Raw genomic sequence first — 18,236 nt, 5'->3', positions numbered from 1 at the left:
ATGTGGTCATGGCTCCGTTGTCCGGACTGACCGGACTCACCCGACTGTTCGAGCATCCGGTCGTACAGGCCCCGATGGCGGGCGGCGGCTCCACCCCGGCCCTGGTGGCGGCGGTCGGCGAGGCCGGCGGCCTCGGGTTCCTCGCCGCGGGGTACAAGACGCCGGCCGCGATGTACGAGGAGATCGAGCAGCTCCGCGCGCTGACCTCCCGGCCCTTCGGCGTCAACCTCTTCATGCCGCAGCCGCCGGCCGCCGACCCGGCCGCCGTCGAGGTGTACGCGGAGCGACTGGCCGGCGAGGCCGCCCGGTACCGGACGCCGCTGGGCGACCCGGACCAGGCCTCGGACGACGCCTACGACGCCAAGCTCGCCCTCCTCCTCGACGACCCGGTGCCCGTCGTCTCCTTCACTTTCGGGTGTCCTTCGCGGACGGCCGTGGACGCCTTGGCCGCGGCCGGCACGCTCACGGTGGTGACCGTGACGTCGGTCGCCGAGGCCCGCGCGGCGTGGGAGGCGGGCGCGGACGCGGTCTGCGTCCAGGGCGTGGAGGCCGGCGGCCACCGGGGCACCCACCACGACGACCCGCACGCCGGTGGCCCGGGCGCCGGGGCCGGGCTGCTGCCGCTGCTCGCCGAGGTGCGCGAGGCCGTGCCGCTGCAGGTCCTCGCGGCGGGCGGGCTGATGCGCGGCGAGCAGATAGCCGCGGTCCTGGCGGCGGGGGCCTGCGCGGCGCTGCTCGGTACGGCGTTCCTGCCCTGCCCGGAGTCCGGCGCCCACCCGTTGCACAAGCAGGCCCTGACCGATCCGGTGTTCGTGGGCACCGAGCTGACCCGGGCCTTCACAGGGCGTCCCGCGCGGGGCCTGGTGAACCGTTTCATCCGGGAGCACGGCCCGTACGCCCCGGCCGCCTATCCGGAGATCCACCATCTGACCTCGGGCCTGCGCAAGGCCGCCGCCACGGCCGGCGACGCGCAGGGCATGCACCTGTGGGCCGGGCAGGGCCACCGCCTGGCCCGCGCCCTGCCGGCGGGCGAGCTGGTCGGGGTGCTGGCCGCCGAGCTGGCGGCGGCCCGGGTGCCGCCGACCGCCTGAGCCGGACCACAACGCCACACGGCCACACGGCCACACGGCCACACGGCCGCACGGCCCGGATCGCCGGTCCCGGTCGTCGAGTCGAACAGCAAGTCCTAGAGAGCGAGTACGTCATGACAGCGCCGGTGTTCCTGGTCGAAGAGGGCTCCCTGACGGGTGTCTTCCCCGGCACCGTCTTCCCCCTGGACGGCCCCGAGGGCCGCCACGCGGTCTCCGTGCGCCGGCTGCGCGTGGGCGAGGAGATCGTGCTGACCGACGGCGACGGCACGGGCGCCCACGGCACCGTGGCGGCCGTCGAGGGCAAGGACCACCTCGACGTCGCGGTGACGTCCGTGCGGTCCGAACCGCTGCCCCAGCCCCGCATCACCGTCGTCCAGGCCCTGCCCAAGGGCGACCGGGGCGAGCTGGCCGTCGAGACCATGACCGAGACGGGCGTCGACGCGATCGTGCCGTGGTCGGCCTCGCGCTGCGTCACCCAGTGGAAGGGCGAGCGCGGCCTGAAGTCGCTGGGCAAGTGGCGCGCGACGGCCCGTGAGGCGGGCAAGCAGTCCCGGCGTCTGCGCTTCCCCACCGTGGCCGACGCCATGACGACCCGGCAAGTGGCGGAGCTGCTGGCCGACGCCACGTTCGCGGCGGTGCTCCACGAGGAGGGCAGCACGCCGCTGGCCACGGCCGAGCTGCCGGCGACCGGCTCCATCGTGCTGGTCGTCGGTCCGGAGGGCGGGGTGTCCCCGGAGGAGCTCGCCGCCTTCGCCGAGGCGGGCGCCCATCCGTACCGCCTGGGCCCGAGCGTGCTGCGGACCTCGACGGCCGGTACGGCGGCCGCGGCGCTGCTCCTGGGCCGGACGGGCCGCTGGGGCTGACGGACCCCCCGACCGACGGATTCCGGCCCCGGAGCGGCGGATTCCGGCCCCGGTTGACCGGGGCCGGACTCACCGGGACGCCCGGGGCCGGGGAGACTGGTGATCACGGCCGGCCGGGGTCACCGGGGCCGGCGCACAGGACCGACGGGGGGAAGGGCGGGCGTGGGGAACACATGGCACGGCTGCGTGCACGTGACTACGAGCGGATGCTCGACCTGGCCGTGGCGGTGCTGGAGGACGACGGCACCGAGTCGGCATGGCACCTGATCACCGGCCAGCTGCTGGAGGCGATGGGGTGCGACTCCGCGACGTTCTCCGTGGTGAACGTCGCGGAGGGGACGGGACGCATCGAGGGCTGGGCGCCCGAGCGGCTGAGCGAGCACGTCGGCGACCTGGTGCCCAGACGGCTCCGCCAGGGCCATCCGCTGGTCTCCTACATCGTCGACGGCGGGCAGTCGCCGGTGACCGTGAGCGAGATCTGTGACACCTGGCGGCAGAGCCAGTGGTACCAGGAGGCCCGCCGGGACTTCGGCGTCACCCAGCAGCTGGGCCTGCCCATCCCCGGCGACCCGGACCTCGTCCGGCTGGTGCTGGTCGGGCGCGACGGCAGCTTCCGGGCCGACGACCTGGCCTTCGCCGCCCGCGTCCAGCCGTTGCTCGTCAGCGCGGGCAACCACGTCCAGCACTGGCGCCGGCTGCGCGCCACCGCTCCGGCGCTCGCCGTGGACCGTCCCTCGGGGCACGGCCTGACGCCCCGGGAACTGACGGTGCTGGGCCTGCTGGCCGAGGGCCTGCCGACGCTCGGCATCGCCCGGCGGCTGGCGATCTCCCCGCACACCGTCAACCGGCACCTGGAGAAGGTCTACCGGAAGCTGGGTACGAACAACCGTGTGTCGGCGGTGCTGCTGGCGCAGCAGGCGGGACTCGTGCCGGGCGGGGCGACGGGGACGCCGGCGGCCCGGCCCCGCGGGCCGGTGGAGGGCCCCGACCGGGCGCCGTAACATGCCGTGGCAGGGGGACTACCCGGCGTGCCGTTCGCCGGGCGACGGGGGTGGACCACAGGGAAGGCAGCCGTCATGCCACAGCTTCGCGCGCGCGACTACGAGGCCATGCTCGATCTGGTCGTCGCGGTCCTGGAGAGCGACGACCCCGGCGCCCGGCGGCACCTGATGGCGGAACACCTCCTCGGCGCCCTCGACTGCGGCACGGTCATCTTCGCCCGTGTCGCCGCGGAGCCGGGACTGCCGGGCGGGTCCGACGGATGGGCGCCGCGGCGGCTGGACCAGGAGGCGGTGGCCGAGGTGGTCCGGCGGCGGACGCGCCAGCGCCACCCCCTGATCCCCTACCTCGCCACGGGCGGGCGCGAGCCGATGACGATGAACCGGCTCTGCGGCGACCGCCGCTGGCACCACTCCGCCTGGCGCGACGAGGCCCACCGCGACTACGGCACCACCCACCAGCTGGCCCTGCCCCTGCCCGCCGACGGCCCGGTGCTGCGGGCGGTCTCCCTGGGCCGCGACGGCGCGTTCACCGCGCAGGACCTGGCGTTCGCCACCCGGGTCCAGCCGCTCCTCGTCACCGCCGACCGCCATGTGCGCGAGCTGCGCCGCCTGCGTGACGCGGTCGAGGCCACGCCCGCCGCCGACCCGGCCGCCGGGCCGGGACACGGTCTGACGCCCCGTGAACTGACCGTCCTGGGCCTCCTCTCCGAGGGCATCACCGCCCACGGCATCGGCCGCCGCCTGACGATCTCCCCCCACACGGTCAACCGCCACCTGGAGAGGATCTACCGCAAGCTGGGCACCAACAACCGGGTCTCCACCGTACTGCTGGCCAAGCGGGTGGGCATCGTTCCCTGACCACGCGGGCATGGGCAGTTCTTCCCATGGCGCGGGGGGCCGCGCGGACGCGATGATCGTGGTACGGAAAAGGGAGGGGGCGCCGACGCCGGCCACGGGGGGATCGACGTCGGCGCCCCGCGTATTCCGTGGCGCCCGCCCCGGCCCCTGTGCGCATACTGCGGTTCATGACTGCTGCGGAGAGCGCGTTCCTGACCGTCGGCGGGAACGACGCCGAGCTGACCGAGCGGCTGGAGAGCGAGCTCGGCGCGTTCAACGACGCGGCCACCGGGGGCGCGGCCCGCGGTGAGTTCTCCGTACGGGCCATGGACGACGACGGTGGGCTCGTCGGCGGCCTCACCGCCTGGACGTGGGGCGGCCTGTGCGGCATCGAGCTGCTGTGGGTGCGCGAGGACAGCCGCTCCGGCGGCTGGGGCGCACGGCTGCCGGCCGAGGCCGAGGCGGAGGCCGCCCGGCGCGGCTGCGACCGCGTGACGGTCTCCTCGTACACCTTCCAGGCGCCGGGCTTCTACGCGCGCCACGGCTACACCGAGGTCGGGCGCATCGCCGGCGTCCCCGGCGGGCACGCGGACGTCCACCTGTCCAAGACGCTGAAGCGGCGTCAGTAGCGCGGCCGGGCCCCCGTTCCGGCCCCACCCGCGTTTCGGCACACTCCGGACACAGGTGACAATGTTCGTCGCTTCACCTATGTACCAGGAGATTCATGTACAAGCGCCTTCCCCTGTCCGTCCTGTGCCTCACGGCCGTCGTCCTCGGCACGTCGGCGTGCGACACCTCGGGCGACAGCGGCGCCGACCGTCCCGCCGCCTCGGCCGCTCCGTCCGCGTCCGCGTCCGCCGCCCCCTCCGCGAGCCCGTCGGGCGGCACCGCGGAGCCGCGGAAGCTGACGGAACTGACGGCCGCGCTCTACCTGCGCACCATCCGGAAGAACTACCCGGACCTCGACCGCATCGGCGACGACGACCTCGTCGCCCACGGCAACGCGTTCTGCCTCGCCCGGGGCCAGGCCCTCGGCGACCAGGCCAGGAAGACCATGCGGGAGCTGGACATCACCCCGACGCAGGGAACCCGGATCCTGGGCACCGCCCACGCCTTCTGCCGGTAGCGGGCACGGGCGGCCGGCGGCCCGCCCCCGGCCCGTCCCGGCCCCCGCCCCCGGCCCGTCCCGGCCCCCGCCCCCGTCCCGGCCCGGGTCCTAACGCACCCGGTACACCTGGCCGGTCCCCGCGCCCTCGATCGAGCGGACGTACGCCATCGCCACACGCGCCGCCGGCACCGGCTCCATGCCCGCGAAGAACGGCCCGTAGGAGGGCAGGGACTCCTCGGCCACCGTCGGGCTCACCGCGTTGATCCGCCGCGGCGGCAGCTCGATCGCGGCGGCCCGTACGAACGCCTCGACCGCGCCGTTCGCCGCCGAAGCGGCCGCCCCGGCCACGATCGGCTCCTCCGTGAGGATGCCGCTGACCAGGGTGAACGAGCCGGTCGCGGCTACGTGCCGGGCGCCCTGGCGGACCAGCTCCAGCTGGCTCAGGGCCTTGCCCCGGAACGTCGCCGCGAAGTCGTCGGCGGTCAGCTTCGCCAGCGGCGCGAACACGGCGTCGCCCGCCGCGACCGCCACCGCGTCCAGCGCGCCCGCCTGCCCGTACATCCGGGCCATCGCCTCCGGATCGGTCACGTCGCAGACCAGGTCGCCGCCCGAGCGGCCCACGCCGACCACCTCGTGACCCCGCCCCACGAGCGCCGCGCGCACCGCGCCGCCCAGCGTGCCGCCCGCGCCGACCAGAAGAATCCTCACAGCCCACCGTCCAATGACTGGGAACGAATCCGGGGAGGTTCCCCCCGGCGCCACCGACGCTACGGACGACCGCCGGTGCTCGGAAATGCCGTCCGGGCAGCGACTATGCTCGGCGGGCATGGACGATGTGGAACTGCGCCACCTGCGCGCCCTGGCCGCGATAGCCGAGGCCGGCACCGTCACCGCGGCCGCGACCCGGCTGCACATGACGCAGCCGGCCCTCTCCCGCACCCTCGCCCAGCTCGAAGGGCGCGTCGGTGTACGGCTCGTCGACCGGTCCTCCCGGCACCTGGAACTCACCCCGGCCGGCACGACCCTGCTCGGCCACGGCCGCGCCATCCTCGCCCACGTCGACGCCGCGCTCGCCGACACCCGCGCCGTCGACCGGCCCCTGCGCCTCGGCTACACCTGCGCCGTCCTCGGGCAGCAGACCGTCCCGCTGCTGCGCTCCTGGCGTCGTACACATCCGCACGCGCCGCTGGAGGTCGTCCGCCAGGACAACAGCACCGCCGGGCTCGCCACCGGCGACACCGATGTGGCGGTGCTGCGCACCGTGCCCGGCGACCCGCGGATCCGCGCCGAGGCCCTCTACACCGAGGACCGCGTCGCCGCCCTGCCCGACGACCATCCGCTCGCCGCCCGCGACCGGGTCCGCCTCGCCGACCTCACCGCCGGCCACCCGGAACCCCTGCCGCTGGCCCTGTGGCCGGGCACGGGCACCGCCTCGGTGGACCTGTGGCCCCCGGAGCTGCGCCCGGCCCGGACGGTCGAGGTCCGTAACGTCGACGAATGGCTCAACCTCATCGCCACGGGTGGCGCGTTCGGCGTCGGCGCGGAGGGCACGGCGGAGAGCCACGGCCATCCCGGCGTCCGCTTCGTGCCGGTCGCCGACGCTCCCGTCGCCACCGTCTATCTCGCCCGCCCGGCGCACCCCACGCATCCGCGCACGGAGGACTTCCTCGCGGCGGTCCGGGACGTGGTCAGCGCCTAGAGCTACGACCTGAGGTGGGCCTGCTGCAGGGCCGCCGTTATCCAGGCCTTGAGACGACGTGCCAGCTCCTGGCCCGGCGTGGCCGCCGCGTACCGCAGGACTTTGTCGATATATGCATCTGTGGATTCCTTGCCGTCCATCCACCGACGCCCCGACGCCGTGATCGTCAGTTCATGCTCAGGCATGACGGGTCCCCCAACCTGTGTCGAGATGCGAATCGACTCTAGTGAGCCGCGAGCGGGCACGCTCGGAATGCAGCATCTTCTTTGTTTTTACCCCTTGACCGGTCCGTCGTCACCGGGTTCTCCGCCCTCCGGTTGCGATTTCAGAGCGTTTGCGACGCCGAACAAGGATGCGAATACCCAGACATAGGTCCCCGGCACCTTCCGCCTGGACAGGTCGCCGGGCTTCGGGGCGTCGATTATCAGGATCCCCTGCACTTCCTCCCCGGCCCACGCGCCCTGGGCGATGATGGAGCGGTGCCCGCTGCCCAGCGTGAAGTCCAGAATGGCGTCAGGCTTCAGCACGTCCTTCACATACACCGGGTCCTTGTTCTCCATCACGTGCTTCAGCTTGGAGAATTTCCCTGAGTGGGAGGTGAATTCCGACGGCGTTCCGTTCGGCCCGCCCGACACGACCTCCCGTGTGTAGAGCTCCTTGACCGGGTCGAACGAGTAGAACGCGCACCGCGCGTCACTGCCCAGGCTTTCCGCCAGCAGGGGCGCGAGCCGCTCGAGAATCCTCTCCGCCTTCACCGTCGCGGTCGCCGGCTTCGTGAACGCCTCGCCTATGTACTCGATGATCGGCGCGAGCAGCCCCTCCCTGCGCGCGCGGTCCTGCACGGTGTTCCGCTTGTGCAGGACGAACGCCCATACGGGGGGCGCGGCGGCCAGCAGGATGGTGAGGGTGACGAGCCCGAGCTTCGCCAGGCCGTGGGCGTCCTTGGCTATCCAGCCGATGGCCGAACCCGTGGCAGGGAGCAGGACCGTGAACGTCAGAATGAGCACGTCCTGCTTTTTTGAGCCGCTCTTGAGGTCGGGCATGGCACCTTCTTCGGGAGTTTTCGATTGTCCCTGTCGAGGATTTGCGCCTCTGGCGGCTCGTATTATTCCCGGACCTCTTCGCTTTCCGACCACCCTTGCGTCTCCTGTGGTGACCTGAAGGCCAGAGCTTGCAGCGACGTGGGGGCGCGTGCGATATCCGGAGCGCTGGTTCGTGGCCACGTACGCCCTCGGCGGTGAGCGGGGCGCGCGCAGGCGGGGCGCCGGCGGGCCCCGTCCGGTGAACGGCCGCGGCCGGTTGGGGAATTGCCCGCGTGGCCGTGGCCCGGAGGCGTCCTTCCCCACGCGTCCGGCCAATGGGACACTCCCGCTATGGGTGCGTTGGGGCGCATACGTCTGTCCAGGGCGCGGTACGCGGCGGGCGCCGCCGTGGTCACCGGCGTCGCGGTGCTGACCCTGGCCGGCTGCGAACCGGCCGGCGGGCTCGACGCGGTGACCGTCGCCGTCACCACGCAGCGGCTGGCCGGGGCCGAGCTGGACCACGTCGGCGCCAAGGCCGCCTGGCTCAACTGCCGGGGCAAGGCGGAGAACGGCGGCCCGGACGGCAGCGGTGCCACCCAGCCGGTCACCGTCGTGGGCGTCGACTGCGAGGGGCGCACCGAGTCGGGCAAGAAGATCATCGTCTTCGGCCGGATCACCGGTATGACCGACCGGTCCTGCCTGCGCGGCCTCCTCACCGCCAAGGTCGACGGCCGGACGGTGTTCTCCGCCGGCGTGCTCGGCGACTGCGCGCACAGCGGCGGCAAACCCGCCGACCCGCCGCCCGCGCCGAGCCGGCCCGGCGGGGCGAAGCCGCCGCCGCACACCCCCGGTTCGCACCCCTCGCCGGACTGCACGGACAGGACGCCGCCGCACGCGCCCTCGCCGGCCCCGCCGCAGGGCAAGTGACGGGGCGGGTCGCCACGCTCGTACGGACGGCCCGGTAACATCCGGACCGTACGAGCCGACGATCCGGGAGGAGCCCACCGGTGGCGGGAGAACCGCAGGCCGACTGCCTGTTCTGCAAGATCGTCTCGGGTGATGTACCCGCGACGGTCGTCAAGGAGACCGAGACGACCCTCGCGTTCCGCGACATCAACCCCCAGGCCCCGGTGCACTGCCTGGTGATCCCCAAGGTCCACTACCCGGACGCGGCCTCCCTCGCCTCCGCCGAGCCGGCGATCGCCGCCGACGTGCTCCGCGAGGCCGGCGAGGTGGCCCTCCAGGAGAATGGGGACAACGGCTTCCGCATCGTCTTCAACACCGGTGCCGGCGCCGGGCAGACCGTCTTCCACGCGCACGCCCACGTCCTCGGCGGCCGCGGCTTCGACTGGCCCCCGGGGTAGACCTTGTCCGTCCGCGAATTGGTCGTCCTCGGTACGGCCAGCCAGGTGCCGACGAGGCACCGCAACCACAACGGCTACGTCCTGCTCTGGGACGGCGAGGGCATCCTCTTCGACCCGGGCGAGGGAACGCAGCGTCAGATGCTGCGCGCCCGGGTGGCCGCGCACGACCTCAACCGGATCTGCGTCACCCACTTCCACGGCGACCACTCCCTCGGCCTCGCCGGGGTGATCCAGCGCGTCAACCTCGACCGGGTGCCCCACCGGGTCACCGCGCACTACCCCGCGAGCGGACAGCGCTTCTTCGACCGGCTGCGGTACGCCACGGCGTACAAGGAGACGGTGAAGCTGGCCGAGGAGCCGGTGGCGGGCACGGGCGCGGTGCTGGCCGACACCCCGTCGTACGCCCTGGAGGCACGCCGGCTCTCGCATCCGGTGGAGTCCTACGGCTACCGCCTGGTCGAGCCCGACGGGCGCCGGATGCTGCCGGAGCTGCTGGCGGCCCATGGGATCGCCGGGCCGGACATCGGCCGGCTCCAGCGCGAGGGCGCGGTCGGCGGGATCACCCTGGACGAGGTGAGCGAGGTGCGGCGCGGGCAGCGCTTCGCGTTCGTGATGGACACCCGGCTGTGCGACGGCGTCCACGAGCTCGCCGAGGGTTGCGACCTGCTCGTCATCGAGTCGACGTTCACCGACGAGGACGAGGATCTGGCGGTGGACCACGGGCATCTGACGGCAGGTCAGGCGGCCCGGGTGGCGGCGCGGGCGGGGGTGCGGCACCTCGTGCTGACCCACTTCTCGCAGCGCTACGACGACCCGTCGGTCTTCGAGCGGCAGGCGCGGGAGGCCGGCTTCACCGGCGAGCTGACCGTCGCCCGCGACCTGATGCGGGTGCCGGTGCCGAAGCGGCGCTGAGAACGCCGTACAGAACGCCGCACAGAACGCCGTACAGAACCGCCGTACGAGCGAACCGGGCCGATGTCCCCCCGTGGGACACCGGCCCGGTGGCATGTGGGGCCCTCATGTGGGGCCCTGTGGGATCAGGGCAGGTAGTACATCGGGTTCGGCAGCTTGTAGGTGCGGTCGCCGTAGCCGCCCTTGAGGTCGCTGTACTGGTCGCCGAAGTTGGCGACGATGTCGTAGCCCTTGGACTCGATGTACTTGCGGGTGCCCGCCTTGTACTCGACGGTCGTGCACTTCGCGCCGCACGGGAGGTACGCCGGCGGGTTCTGCTTGTTCTTCAGGAAGAAGTGCTGCGTGTCGGCGACGGGCTTGTAGCCGACGTTCTTGAGGTTGCGGGCGCTCCACTCGCGCTGGTGCTCGCCGCGGCCGGTGACGTAGAAGACCTCGATGCCCTTCGACTTGGCCCAGTTGACGAGCTTCGGCATGCCGAAGACGGCCGCCATGTCGGTGGACTTCAGGTAGGCGTCCTGCGACTCGGGCGTGAAGTGGAAGCCCACCTGGAGCTCGTAGTTGTAGGTCAGGAGCGTGGTGTCGTCCAGGTCGAGGACGATGGCGGGCTTCTTGGCGCCCTTCTTGGCGTGGGCGCTGTTCTTGACGACCTGCTCGAGCTGGGCCTTGGCCTTCTTCTCGATGCCGGCCACCTGCTTGGCGTAGTTGCTGTCCGGCGAGGCGTAGTGCTGGCCGTTCGCGTCGACGGTGTCGCCGTAGAAGGCCTTGATCTTGTCCTGGACCTGGGTGAGGTTCGGGATCTCCTTGTCCGTACGGGGCACCGCGTGGTCGGCGGAGGCCGCGCCGGCGGTGTAGAGGCCGGCGCCGACGGCCAGGGCGGCGGTGGCGGCCGCGATGCGCACGCGGGTGGACTTCAGGGACAGCGACACGTGTTGACTCCTGGGTAACAACGAGGGTGCAGCGCGAAGCTAAGCGGCTCGGCATGGACTGGTCAAGAGCCCTCTACGCGCGGAGAAAGATCCTTGGGCGTACCGTGACCTTGTCGGCGATTTCGCCGGCCGTGTGACAGATCCAGCGACGAGAAGGGTGGGGCGCTGACCATGGCGCAGGAAGTCCGCGGAGTCATCGCACCGGGGAAGAACGAGCCGGTGCGGGTGGAGACGATCGTCGTACCGGACCCCGGACCCGGCGAGGCCGTGGTGAAGGTCCAGGCGTGCGGCGTCTGCCACACCGACCTCCACTACAAGCAGGGCGGCATCAACGACGACTTCCCCTTCCTGCTGGGCCACGAGGCCGCGGGCGTGGTCGAGTCCGTCGGCGAGGGTGTGACCGAGGTGGCGCCCGGTGACTTCGTCGTCCTCAACTGGCGGGCCGTGTGCGGCCAGTGCCGTGCCTGTCTGCGGGGCCGCCCGCAGTACTGCTTCAACACCCACAACGCGCGCCGGAAGATGACGCTCACGGACGGCACCGAGCTCTCCCCGGCCCTCGGTATCGGCGCCTTCGCCGAGAAGACGCTCGTCGCCGCCGGCCAGTGCACCAAGGTCGACCCGGCCGTCTCCCCGGCCGTCGCCGGCCTCCTCGGCTGCGGCGTGATGGCGGGCATCGGCGCCGCGATCAACACCGGCGGGGTGGGACGCGGCGACTCGGTCGCCGTCATCGGCTGCGGCGGCGTCGGCGACGCGGCCATCGCCGGCTCGCGCCTGGCGGGGGCCGCCCGGATCATCGCCGTCGACGTGGACGACCGCAAGCTGGAGATGGCGCGCGGCATGGGCGCCACCCACACGGTCAACTCCCGCACGACCGACCCCGTCGAGGCCATCCGCGAGCTCACCGGCGGCTTCGGCGCCGACGTCGTCATCGAGGCGGTCGGCCGCCCGGAGACGTACGAGCAGGCGTTCTACGCCCGCGACCTGGCCGGCACGGTGGTCCTCGTCGGCGTCCCGACGCCCGACATGAAGATCGAACTGCCCCTGCTCGACGTCTTCGGCCGGGGCGGCGCGCTGAAGTCCTCCTGGTACGGCGACTGCCTCCCGTCGCGGGACTTCCCCATGCTCATCGACCTCCACCAGCAGGGCCGCCTGGACCTCGGTGCCTTCGTCACCGAGACGATCGGCCTGGACGACGTCGAGAAGGCCTTCGAGCGCATGCACACGGGTGACGTGCTGCGGTCGGTGGTGGTGTTCTAGGGGCCCGGCCGTTCGGCCGACCCGCCCGCGCCGGTCAGCGGTCCCGCGACCGGGCGGGCGCGGTCAGGCCCGGCGTGCCGAGCGTCCGGCCAGTACGGAGGCCAGCTTCAGGAGGCCGGCGGCGGGCAGCAGGAGGCCGCACGCGAGCGCGAACCAGTCCGTGCCCTCGCCGTCCACCCAGCCGAGGATCACGTCGGCCCACAGGAAGGCGGTGGCCACGAAGGGGGTCGAGGCGCCGACGGCACGGGCGCGGTCGGCGGCGGCCCGCCGGCCACGGTCGCGCAGCAGCTCCTCCAGGACGTGCGGCCACAGGAAGGACACCATCGCGAGCGTCTTCCAGTCGAAGTCCTCGCCCCGTCCCCAGTGGTCCACGACCAGCATGCCGGTGAGGCCGGTCGACACGGCGACCATGAACCAGGGGCCCCAGGCCCGGGACCGTCTCCGGGCCACGGGCTAGCCCGCCGCGACCGTGCCGCGCACGGTGCCGTCCGGGCCCGCGAGCAGCACCGGGGTGCCGGGGCCGCCCAGGTCGTGGACCGCCGCGCGGTCCTCGCCGGGGACCGACTCCGCCTCGGAGACCACCGCGGCGGCCTCCAGCGACGTCGCGCCGCTGGCCACGGCCATCGCCACCGCCGTCCGCAGCGCGCTCAGCCGCAGCGAGTCCAGGGCGACCGTTCCGGCGACGTACGTACGGCCCGTCTCGTCGCGGACGGCCGCGCCCTCGGCCACGCCGTTGCGGGCGCGGGTGGCGCGGGCGAGCGTGATGAGCTTGCGGTCCTCGGGGTCCAGGGCATCCGTCATACCCGGAGCATAGGTGCCGCCCCCGGCGGCCCTCAGCCCGCCTCCCCGCCCGCCTCGTCCCCCGGCACCGAGTACATCGCGCCGCGCCGCCCCTCGGGCGAGGTGAGCCAGGCGATCTTCTCGGCCGTGCCGGAGCCGGGGACCGGGTTGTGCAGCACGACCGTCAGGTCCGGCCGGGCCGGTACGCGCAGCTGGGTGCTCTCCAGCCGGAGCGTGCCCATGAGCGGGTGCTCGATCTCCTTGAGCAGCAGGCCCCCGGGCTGCACGTCGCCGCGCGCCCACAGCTCGGTGAACTCCGGGCTGCGCGCCGAGAGCTCCGCGACGACGGCCTCGAAGCCCTCGTCGCCGGGACGCTCGGAACAGGCGGCGCGGTACTGGGCGACGACCTTCGGGGCGTTCTCGTCCCAGTTCGTGGCCCGCGCGCGGTAGACGGGGTCGGTGAAGAAGTCCACGATGCAGTTCTGCCGCTCGCGCCGGCGCAGGCCCAGGATCGTACCGGCGGCCTCGTTGAAGGCGACCATGTTCCAGTACGGGTCCATGATGTGGGCCGGCGCCGGCAGCCAGGCGTCGATGAGCCGCACCAGCCCGTCGCACAGGTACTCGGGGTCGTGCGCGGACTCGGGCAGCGGCGGGTTCAGCCCCGCCAGGAGGTAGAGGTGGCGGCGCTCGGCGCCGGCCAGCCGCAGGACGCGCGCGACCGCGTCGAGCACCTGCGGCGAGACGGTGATGTCCCGCCCCTGCTCCAGCCACTGGTACCAGCTGGCGCCCACCCCGGCGAGGACCGCCACCTCCTCGCGGCGCAGTCCCGGCGTACGGCGGCGGCCCCCGCCGCCCGGCAGGCCCGCCTCGGCGGGTGAGACCCTGGCCCGACGACTCATCAGGAACTCGCGGAGCTCCTGGCGGCGGCGCGGCTTGTCCTCCGCGGTCCGGGTGACGGCTTCCTGTTGCGCGACGCTCAACTCTCCCCCTCGGCTGGTGGTGCGACCACCACCATAAACACGCACTCCCCACGGGTGTTCCGGACGCCGGAGGGTGGTCCGCATGGCGACCGACTCCCTCTCCCGTACGGAACGCGGCGGCACCACAGCCCCGGCCCCGTCCGCCCCCGCGCCCTCCGCGCCCGTCCTGTCCACCCGCGCGAAGCTGATCCTGGTGGTGCTGTGCGCCGCGCAGTTCATCGTCGCGCTCGACTTCTCCATCCTGAACGTGGCGCTGCCCGTCCTCGGCGACGACCTCGGCATGGGCCAGGCCGACCTCCAGTGGGCGGTCACCGCGTTCGCGCTGCCCTCGGGCGGCTTCCTGCTGTTCTTCGGGCGGATCGCCGACCTGTACGGACGGCGCCGGCTCTTCCTGGCGGGTCTCGCGCTGTTCACCGTGGCCTCGGTGCTCGCCACGCTCGCCTGGGACCCGGCCTCCTTCCTGGCCGGGCGGGCGTTCCAGGGCCTGGGCGCCGCAGTGATCGTGCCCACCGGCATGTCCCTGCTGACCACCACCTTCGCCGAGGGGCCGGAGCGCGAGCGGGCGCTGGGCATCAGCGGCACCCTGCTCTCGCTGGGCTTCACCGTGGGCATGGTGCTCGGCGGCGTCATGACCGACACGTTCGGCTGGCGGTCGACCATGGGGCTGCTCGCCGTGGCCGGCGTGGGCGTCCTGCTGGCGGCGCCCGGCCTGCTCACCGAGTCGCGGCACCCGGCGCGGCCCCGGCTGGACGTGCCCGGCGCGGTGACCGTGACCGGCGGCCTGCTGGCCCTGATCTACGCCCTGTCGACGGCGGCGCAGCGCGGCTTCGGCGACGCGGACGTGCCGGCGACCCTGGTCGCGGGCGTGCTGCTGCTGGTGGCCTTCGTGGTGGTGGAGTCGCGGGCCGCCGAACCGCTGGTGTCGCTGGCGATGCTGCGGCGCCGGACGGTCGCGTGGGGCAACCTCGCCGGTCTGGTGACGTTCGCGATGATGAGCACGGTGGTCTTCCTGCTCACCCTGTACCTCCAGGAGGTGCTGGAGCTGTCGGCGTTCCGCACGGGTCTGGTCTTCGGCGTGCAGGGGCTGCTCGCGGTCGTCGCCGGCATGACGGCGCCGCGGCTCATCGCCCGGTTCGGCGCCCACCGCACCCTGATCGCCGGCCTCGTCGTCCAGGCCGTCTTCACGGCGGCACTGCTGGGTGTGGGCGTCTCCTCCGGCGCGCTGCCGGCGCTGGTCGCGGTCTCGCTGGGCTGCGTCGGCCATCTGTGGGCGATCGTCGCCTACGGCGTGACGGCGACGTCGGGCCTGCCGGACGGCGAGCAGGGCCTGGCCACGGGCCTCGTCACGAGCTCGCAGCAGGTGGGCATCACCATCGGCATCCCGCTGCTCAGCGCCCTGGCGTCGGCCCACGCGGCCGCGCTCCGGGACGGCGGCTCGTCCTTCGCCGCCGCGACGCTGGGCGGGGTGCGGCTGGGGCTGGGCGTGGACGCCGCCGTGGTGGCGCTGGTGGCCGTCCTGACGGCGATCGGCCTGCGCGGGGCCCGCTCCCGGGCCGCCCGCTAGAGGGCCACAGCCCGCTGGAGGACCACAGCCCGCTGGAGGACCACAGGGGGGCCGTCCCCGGGAGCCGGACCGGGCCGTACGCGCGGGCGTACGGCCCGTCCGGCGTTCCGGAGGCGCCCGGTGCCGGGCGTACGCCGGCTAGCGGACCCCCGCCACCGCCTTCGCGCCGTGCGCCCGGGACAGGATGCGGGCCGCGACGGCCGGGGAGTCGACCAGCGGGTGCAGCGCCAGGGCACGCAGGGCCGCGTCGCGGTCCTCGTGCACGGCGGCCTGGATGGCCGCCCGCTCGACCGCCTTGAGCTGGAGCATCAGCCCGAGCTGGTCCTCGCGCAGGGGCGCGCACGGCAGCGGGTGGGCGCCCTTGCCGTCGACGACGCACACGGTCTCGATGACGGCGTCGGGGGCCAGCGCCGGCACGGTGGGGCCGTTGCGGACGTTGAGGATCAGGCGGGCGCCCGCGTCGCCGGCGACGGCCCGCATCAGGGCGAGGGCGACCTGGTCGTAGCCGCCGCCGTCGAGGTCGCAGCTGTCGCGCTGCCAGCCGCCGCTGGCGGCCCGGCTCTCCGCCATGTACGTCACCTCGCGCTGGAGCCGGGTGCGCTCCCACAGCTCGTGCGAACGGTGCGGGGTGGCCGCGGCCTCCCGGAAGAAACCGCTCTGCTGCTGGTCGAGGAACTCGCCGCGGGTCTTGGCGGCCTCCTGCACCGAGCGCAGGGTCTCCCGCCGGAAGTAGTAGTAGTGGAGGTACTCGTTGGGCAGCGCGCCCAGCGCCCGCAGCCACTCGGCGCCGAAGAGCTTGCCCTCCTCGAAGGAGCCCAGGGCCCGTTCGTCGGCGAGCAGGCCGGGCAGCGCGTCCCGGCCGTCGACCTCCAACGTCCTGAGCCATCCGAGGTGATTGAGCCCCACGTAGTCGAACGTCACCCGATCGGGGTCGGCACCCAGCGCCCGCGAGGCGCGCCGCACCAGGCCCACCGGGGAGTCGCAGATGCCGATGACGCGGTCGCCGAGAACCGCGGACATCGCCTCGGTCACCATGCCCGCGGGATTGGTGAAGTTGATGACCCACGCGTCCGGGGCCACCGCCGCCACCCGTTCCGCGATGTCGAGCGCCACCAGGACCGTGCGCAGACCGTAGAGCACACCGCCCGCGCCGACCGTCTCCTGCCCCAACACGCCCTCGCTGAGCGGGATTCGCTCGTCCATCACCCGGCCGGCCGTGCCGCCGACCCGGATCGCGGAGAAGACGAAGTCCGCGCCGCGCAGGGCGTCGTCGAGGTCGTCGGCGATGCGCACGGACGGGGCGCCCGGCACGCCGGCGGCCTGGGCGGCCAGCACGGACGCGATCACTCTGGCACGGGTCGAGTCGGTGTCGTGGAGCACGAGTTCCGTGCAGCGGCCCGGCGCGTCGCGCCGGGCGTCGTCGAGAAGGGCCCGGTGCACCAACGGCACCCGGAATCCGCCACCGCCGAGAATCGTCAGCCTCATGGCCGGAACGTACCGCAGCATCGGGCAGACTGTCCGGACCCGCACCCGTGCATCCCTGAGAGGAGCAACGAGCGAGCATGACGGTCTCTTCGCCGCACACGTCGCACGTCACGGACCGGGCAGCCGGTCACCGCGGGCCGATCCCGGTCGAGCGCTACGAGGGCGCGGCGCCCGTTCTGGACCCGCTCGCCGCGGTGCGTTCGGACGGAGATCCCGCGACCGACGTCTATCTGACCGGAACTGTTTTCCTGGACATCATCTTCACCGGGCTGGACTCGGCGCCGGTGCGCGGCACCGAGTCCTGGGCGCGCGGCATGGGCTCCAGCCCCGGCGGCATCGCCAACATGGCCACCGCCCTGGCCCGGCTCGGCCTCCACACCTCCCTCGCGGCCGCCTTCGGCGACGACATGTACGGGGAGTACTGCTGGGAGTCCCTCTCGCGCGGCGAGGGCATCGACCTGAGCCTGTCGCGCACGGTGCCCGGCTGGCACTCCCCGGTCACCGTCTCGATGGCGTACGAGGGCGAGCGGACGATGGTCTCGCACGGCCACGAGGCGCCGCCGCCGGAGGAGCCGGCCCCCGAGTGCCCGCCCGCCGCCCGGGCCTGCGTGGCCCTGCTGGTGCCCGGCAAGCAGGAGGAGTGGATCGCCACGGCGGCCCGCCGCGGCAGCCGGATCTTCGCCGACGTGGGCTGGGACGAGACCGGCCGCTGGGACCCGGCGGACCTGGCGGACCTGGAGCACTGCGAGGCCTTCCTGCCCAACGCCGAGGAGGCCATGCGCTACACCCGCACCCGCTCGCCGCGCGCCGCCGCGCACGCCCTGGCGGAGAAGGTGCCGCTGGCCGTGGTGACGATGGGCGAGCGCGGCGCGTACGCGGTGGACGGCCGGACGGGCGAGAGCGCCGAGGTGCCCGCCATCGTGGTGGAGGCGCTGGACCCGACCGGCGCCGGGGACGTCTTCGTGGCGGGCTTCGTCACCGGCACCCTCGCCGGCTGGCCGCTGGCGGACCGGCTGGCCTTCGCGGGGCTGACCGCCGCGCTGTCGGTGCAGGAGTTCGGGGGGTCGCTGTCCGCGCCCGGCTGGGTGGAGATCGCGGCCTGGTGGCAGCACGTGCGGTCGTTCGACGACCAGTCCCCGGCCACGCTGCGCCGCTACGCCTTCCTGGACGGCCTGCTGCCCGCCGCCCCCCGGCCCTGGCCGCTGCGCCGGGCCGTCCCCACCCTGGGCTTCCGGCGGCCGTAAATCCCTTCGGGCCCGCGGGCGGCCCGTCGTACCCTTGGTATCCAAGGGTTCTTCGGATACAGGAACGCAGGAAAGAGGGGATGAGCAGGCCTTCAGGGCCGGC

Annotated in this window: 21 protein-coding genes; 13 read left to right on the top strand and 8 right to left on the bottom strand. The window is 73.6% G+C overall.

All coding sequences use genetic code 11. The features are described 5' to 3' along the window. Positions 1–8: 8 nt before the first annotated feature. The 6 genes from AC07BS_RS09420 to AC07BS_RS09395 all read left to right on the top strand — a co-directional run bounded on the left by AC07BS_RS09420 (position 9) and on the right by AC07BS_RS09395 (position 4,918). A complete protein-coding gene (locus AC07BS_RS09420; protein WP_478931198.1) occupies positions 9–1,091 on the top strand; it encodes a nitronate monooxygenase in 1,083 nt (360 codons plus the stop codon). Between the two features lie 113 nt (positions 1,092–1,204). Then, positions 1,205–1,954 carry a 16S rRNA (uracil(1498)-N(3))-methyltransferase gene (locus AC07BS_RS09415; protein ID WP_478641532.1) on the top strand — a complete coding sequence of 250 codons (750 nt, stop codon included), beginning with the start codon at positions 1,205–1,207 and terminating at the stop codon, positions 1,952–1,954. Between the two features lie 173 nt (positions 1,955–2,127). Next, positions 2,128–2,955, top strand: a complete 828-nt coding sequence (locus AC07BS_RS09410; protein WP_478931196.1) for a response regulator transcription factor — start codon at positions 2,128–2,130, stop codon at positions 2,953–2,955. A gap of 75 nt (positions 2,956–3,030) precedes the next feature. Continuing rightward, positions 3,031–3,813: a helix-turn-helix transcriptional regulator gene (locus AC07BS_RS09405; protein ID WP_478931194.1), complete on the top strand. Its 783-nt coding sequence runs from the start codon at positions 3,031–3,033 to the stop codon at positions 3,811–3,813. Between the two features lie 167 nt (positions 3,814–3,980). Continuing rightward, the gene (locus tag AC07BS_RS09400; RefSeq protein WP_478931193.1) at positions 3,981–4,421 is read left to right on the top strand and encodes a GNAT family N-acetyltransferase; all 441 of its coding nucleotides are present in this window, start codon (positions 3,981–3,983) and stop codon (positions 4,419–4,421) included. A gap of 95 nt (positions 4,422–4,516) precedes the next feature. Then, positions 4,517–4,918 carry a hypothetical protein gene (locus AC07BS_RS09395; protein ID WP_478931192.1) on the top strand — a complete coding sequence of 134 codons (402 nt, stop codon included), beginning with the start codon at positions 4,517–4,519 and terminating at the stop codon, positions 4,916–4,918. A 90-nt stretch (positions 4,919–5,008) separates the two neighbouring features. On the opposite strand, the gene AC07BS_RS09390 is transcribed toward AC07BS_RS09395, so the two are convergent. After that, positions 5,009–5,608: a short chain dehydrogenase gene (locus AC07BS_RS09390; protein WP_478931190.1), complete on the bottom strand. Its 600-nt coding sequence runs from the start codon at positions 5,606–5,608 to the stop codon at positions 5,009–5,011. 118 nt (positions 5,609–5,726) lie between these two features. Between AC07BS_RS09390 and AC07BS_RS09385 the strand changes: the two genes are divergently transcribed. Then, entirely contained in the window at positions 5,727–6,599 is an 873-nt protein-coding gene (locus AC07BS_RS09385) for a LysR family transcriptional regulator (RefSeq protein WP_478931189.1), read from the top strand. Between the two features lie 2 nt (positions 6,600–6,601). Here AC07BS_RS09385 and AC07BS_RS09380 read toward each other — a convergent pair whose 3' ends face one another. Beyond that, positions 6,602–6,784, bottom strand: coding sequence for a hypothetical protein (locus tag AC07BS_RS09380; RefSeq protein WP_478931187.1), 183 nt, complete (start codon positions 6,782–6,784; stop codon positions 6,602–6,604). Positions 6,785–6,871: 87 nt separating this feature from the next. Next, complete coding sequence (locus AC07BS_RS09375) at positions 6,872–7,642, bottom strand: hypothetical protein (protein WP_478641523.1); 771 nt, start codon at positions 7,640–7,642, stop codon at positions 6,872–6,874. A gap of 330 nt (positions 7,643–7,972) precedes the next feature. Between AC07BS_RS09375 and AC07BS_RS09370 the strand changes: the two genes are divergently transcribed. The 3 genes from AC07BS_RS09370 to AC07BS_RS09360 all read left to right on the top strand — a co-directional run bounded on the left by AC07BS_RS09370 (position 7,973) and on the right by AC07BS_RS09360 (position 9,897). Then, complete coding sequence (locus AC07BS_RS09370) at positions 7,973–8,548, top strand: hypothetical protein (RefSeq protein ID WP_478641522.1); 576 nt, start codon at positions 7,973–7,975, stop codon at positions 8,546–8,548. Positions 8,549–8,628: 80 nt separating this feature from the next. Further along, positions 8,629–8,985 (top strand): histidine triad nucleotide-binding protein, encoded by a 357-nt coding sequence (locus AC07BS_RS09365; RefSeq protein WP_478641521.1) that lies wholly within the window; start codon positions 8,629–8,631, stop codon positions 8,983–8,985. Between the two features lie 3 nt (positions 8,986–8,988). Then, positions 8,989–9,897 (top strand): ribonuclease Z, encoded by a 909-nt coding sequence (locus AC07BS_RS09360; protein WP_478641519.1) that lies wholly within the window; start codon positions 8,989–8,991, stop codon positions 9,895–9,897. Positions 9,898–10,022: 125 nt separating this feature from the next. On the opposite strand, the gene AC07BS_RS09355 is transcribed toward AC07BS_RS09360, so the two are convergent. Beyond that, the gene (locus AC07BS_RS09355) at positions 10,023–10,823 is read right to left on the bottom strand and encodes an HAD family acid phosphatase (protein ID WP_478641518.1); all 801 of its coding nucleotides are present in this window, start codon (positions 10,821–10,823) and stop codon (positions 10,023–10,025) included. A gap of 171 nt (positions 10,824–10,994) precedes the next feature. Between AC07BS_RS09355 and AC07BS_RS09350 the strand changes: the two genes are divergently transcribed. Next, positions 10,995–12,080 carry an S-(hydroxymethyl)mycothiol dehydrogenase gene (locus AC07BS_RS09350; RefSeq protein ID WP_478641517.1) on the top strand — a complete coding sequence of 362 codons (1,086 nt, stop codon included), beginning with the start codon at positions 10,995–10,997 and terminating at the stop codon, positions 12,078–12,080. Between the two features lie 63 nt (positions 12,081–12,143). Here the strand turns inward: AC07BS_RS09350 and AC07BS_RS09345 are convergent, their stop codons facing one another. The 3 genes from AC07BS_RS09345 to AC07BS_RS09335 are packed head-to-tail and all read right to left on the bottom strand — an operon-like array spanning position 12,144 to position 13,759. After that, positions 12,144–12,491, bottom strand: a complete 348-nt coding sequence (locus tag AC07BS_RS09345; protein WP_478641516.1) for a hypothetical protein — start codon at positions 12,489–12,491, stop codon at positions 12,144–12,146. Between the two features lie 42 nt (positions 12,492–12,533). Beyond that, positions 12,534–12,881 carry a cytidine deaminase gene (locus AC07BS_RS09340; RefSeq protein WP_478641514.1) on the bottom strand — a complete coding sequence of 116 codons (348 nt, stop codon included), beginning with the start codon at positions 12,879–12,881 and terminating at the stop codon, positions 12,534–12,536. Positions 12,882–12,913: 32 nt separating this feature from the next. Further along, positions 12,914–13,759, bottom strand: coding sequence for a helix-turn-helix transcriptional regulator (locus tag AC07BS_RS09335; protein ID WP_478642111.1), 846 nt, complete (start codon positions 13,757–13,759; stop codon positions 12,914–12,916). A gap of 163 nt (positions 13,760–13,922) precedes the next feature. On the opposite strand from AC07BS_RS09335, the gene AC07BS_RS09330 reads away from it, so the two are divergent. After that, on the top strand, positions 13,923–15,404 hold the full coding sequence (locus tag AC07BS_RS09330) for an MFS transporter (RefSeq protein WP_478641513.1): 1,482 nt from the start codon (positions 13,923–13,925) through the stop codon (positions 15,402–15,404). A 138-nt stretch (positions 15,405–15,542) separates the two neighbouring features. Here AC07BS_RS09330 and AC07BS_RS09325 read toward each other — a convergent pair whose 3' ends face one another. Continuing rightward, positions 15,543–16,889, bottom strand: a complete 1,347-nt coding sequence (locus AC07BS_RS09325) for a 6-phospho-beta-glucosidase (protein ID WP_478641512.1) — start codon at positions 16,887–16,889, stop codon at positions 15,543–15,545. A gap of 77 nt (positions 16,890–16,966) precedes the next feature. Here AC07BS_RS09325 and AC07BS_RS09320 point away from each other — a divergent pair, with 77 nt between their 5' ends. After that, positions 16,967–18,133 carry a carbohydrate kinase family protein gene (locus tag AC07BS_RS09320; RefSeq protein ID WP_478641510.1) on the top strand — a complete coding sequence of 389 codons (1,167 nt, stop codon included), beginning with the start codon at positions 16,967–16,969 and terminating at the stop codon, positions 18,131–18,133. The last annotated feature ends 103 nt before the right edge of the window (positions 18,134–18,236 follow it).

Source organism: Streptomyces sp. NPDC044063 (assembly GCF_056434285.1).
This window is presented reverse-complemented; position numbering and strand designations above follow the sequence as displayed.